The sequence below is a fragment of the Chamaesiphon sp. GL140_3_metabinner_50 genome (assembly GCF_025361915.1).
In the GTDB taxonomy this organism is placed as follows: Bacteria; Cyanobacteriota; Cyanobacteriia; order Cyanobacteriales; family Chamaesiphonaceae; genus Chamaesiphon.
The window spans coordinates 1-2032 of record NZ_JANYJC010000050.1 but is presented as its reverse complement, the minus strand read 5'-3'; the positions used below and the strand labels follow the sequence as shown (position 1 = coordinate 2032).

Sequence of the window (2032 nt, the reverse complement as noted above, 5' to 3'; positions counted from 1 at the left end):
GTTCTGAAAAGCAAAGCCTCGCCTGGGGAGAACGGGGCTTTTAGGGAAGCATGGATCGGGGGATCGCTTGCTTCAGAAGGGTGTGTCTCTCACTAATATCTGAATCGATCGGGATAAAAAACGTGATTTTCTCACGCTCTAGATGGTGGGCATTGCCCACCCTACTTTACGAATCTACAAATTTTCATTATTTATATAAGCTTATATGTTAACTCCTAATCTGTTTGAAGGCATTCAATATGATAGCGATCCTTTCTGGGTTGTTAAAGAGTTTTTAAATACATTAAGTGGTCATTATTTTTATTGGGGTTTAAATCATGTCACTAACGGTCAAGGTTGCGGAACTGAACATGCTGGATGTGTATTTCCGACTGATGGGAAAGATGAAGATGAAAAAATACATGATGGGGTTTATTGCTACTACTTTGATGATAGCGTTGTAATTTCAGAAGAAGACTTTGGAAATATATTAAAGGTTGCATGTGAAAGGTACATTTTTATTTACCCAAACTGTGTTGATAAAAAACATATTCAAGTAATTATCGACAAAATGAAATAGGTCAGCTCAAAAGTCCCGATAGGGTGGGCATTGCCCACAAATTTAATTATGATTTCTCTAGCCATATAAATATCGTCAATTTCAAACAAACAACAATGGCTTATCTTTTAACGGTGCAAATGCCACCGGATCGAATCGATACAAACTAGCCGGACGACCGCTGCCGCGAGAGGATTTGATACCTGTTTCTTCGAGAAATTTTAGTTTAATCAGTCGGTTCCGAAAGTTAGAGTAATCGGAGAAAGATTCGCCCAAAACGGTGGTATACAATTGGTAAATATCGCTAAGAGTAAAGAGTTCTGGCAATACATCAAATGCGATCGGACTATATTCTAGTTTATTCCGCAGGCGTTGATGTCCGTATTCGATAATTTGACGGTGATCGAAGGCAAGATCGGGTAATTTGTCGATCGGATACCAGGCAATTCCGCCGACTCCGGTGGCAATTAATTCGGCGGCTTCATATCTAACTAGCGCAAAATAACTGACAGATAAATATCGAACGTCATAACTATCTACTGCTTCGCGCGGATCGCGTCCGGGGCCGCCAAAGGTGTATAATTGTTCTAAATAAAGGTTATCAACTTTGATTTTTTCAGAAAGAATGCGATCGGCAGCAGCTTCTAGAGCTTCACCTTTTCTAACTAATGTACCTGGCAAGCACCAGGAACCTAAATAAGGTTCGTCGTGGCGCATTACTAAGAGAATGAGTAGACGATTTTGCTGGGTATCGATCGAGAAGATGACGTTATCTACGCCAACCTTAAAATCGGCAAGCATCTGTTTATTTGAGTTTCGTTCTGTCGCGAGAGTCATTCGGGTTTTGGATTTTGGATTATCGTTATAGATGAATAAATGTTATCTTGCCACTGGTTCTATTTAAGAACATTATTTATCGAGTATAAGTTATGGTTTTGAATATATGTGGCTACGCTGGGAGCTATGCCTTGAATCGAATGACTATTCCGAATTGCCGTAGAAGAAATAGCTGGTGTAGATAAAGGTGCGATCGCAATTTGCGCTCCGAGATCTCTAAGACGTTGGAGATCGGTTGGTTCGATTTTATTACCAGTACGCGGCACGATTAATAATTTTACTCGATCTAATAATTCGCTGGCGCGATACCATTGTGGTAATTGCGTAATTAAATCTGCGCCGACGGTGAGAATAAATTCACTATCGCTCCAAATTTTTTGAGCCGTAATTAAACTTTCAAATGTCCGCCTACTACTCAAACTCCGATAAACTTGGGCGTGTCGATTTACTGGCGGCTCGATTTCTGCTATTAATAACTCTAGCATTTGCGATCGCTGTTCTAGTGATGCGCCATGCTCTTTATATGGGTTATCTGCCGCCCATACTGCCACGAGATCGAATTGCGATGCCAACCAAGTAATTATCTGTTGGTGAGCGATAGTCGGCGGATCGGCACTGGTTCCGAATAGGGCAATTTTCATGGGATTAGCGGTTAGT

At 41.0% G+C, this 2032-nt stretch carries 3 protein-coding genes; 1 reads left to right on the top strand and 2 read right to left on the bottom strand.

Features of this window, described 5'->3' with window-relative positions; genetic code table 11:
• Nucleotides 1–205: 205 nt before the first annotated feature.
• Entirely contained in the window at nucleotides 206–559 is a 354-nt protein-coding gene (gene cdiI / locus Q0R35_RS02550; RefSeq protein WP_295614148.1) for a ribonuclease toxin immunity protein CdiI, read from the top strand.
• Between the two features lie 81 nt (nucleotides 560–640).
• Here cdiI and Q0R35_RS02545 read toward each other — a convergent pair whose 3' ends face one another.
• Both Q0R35_RS02545 and Q0R35_RS02540 read right to left on the bottom strand, forming a co-directional pair.
• A complete protein-coding gene (locus Q0R35_RS02545) occupies nucleotides 641–1375 on the bottom strand; it encodes an NUDIX domain-containing protein (protein ID WP_295614146.1) in 735 nt (244 codons plus the stop codon).
• A gap of 59 nt (nucleotides 1376–1434) precedes the next feature.
• Nucleotides 1435–2032: nicotinate-nucleotide adenylyltransferase (locus Q0R35_RS02540; RefSeq protein WP_295614144.1), on the bottom strand; the 598-nt coding region annotated here is incomplete at its 5' end.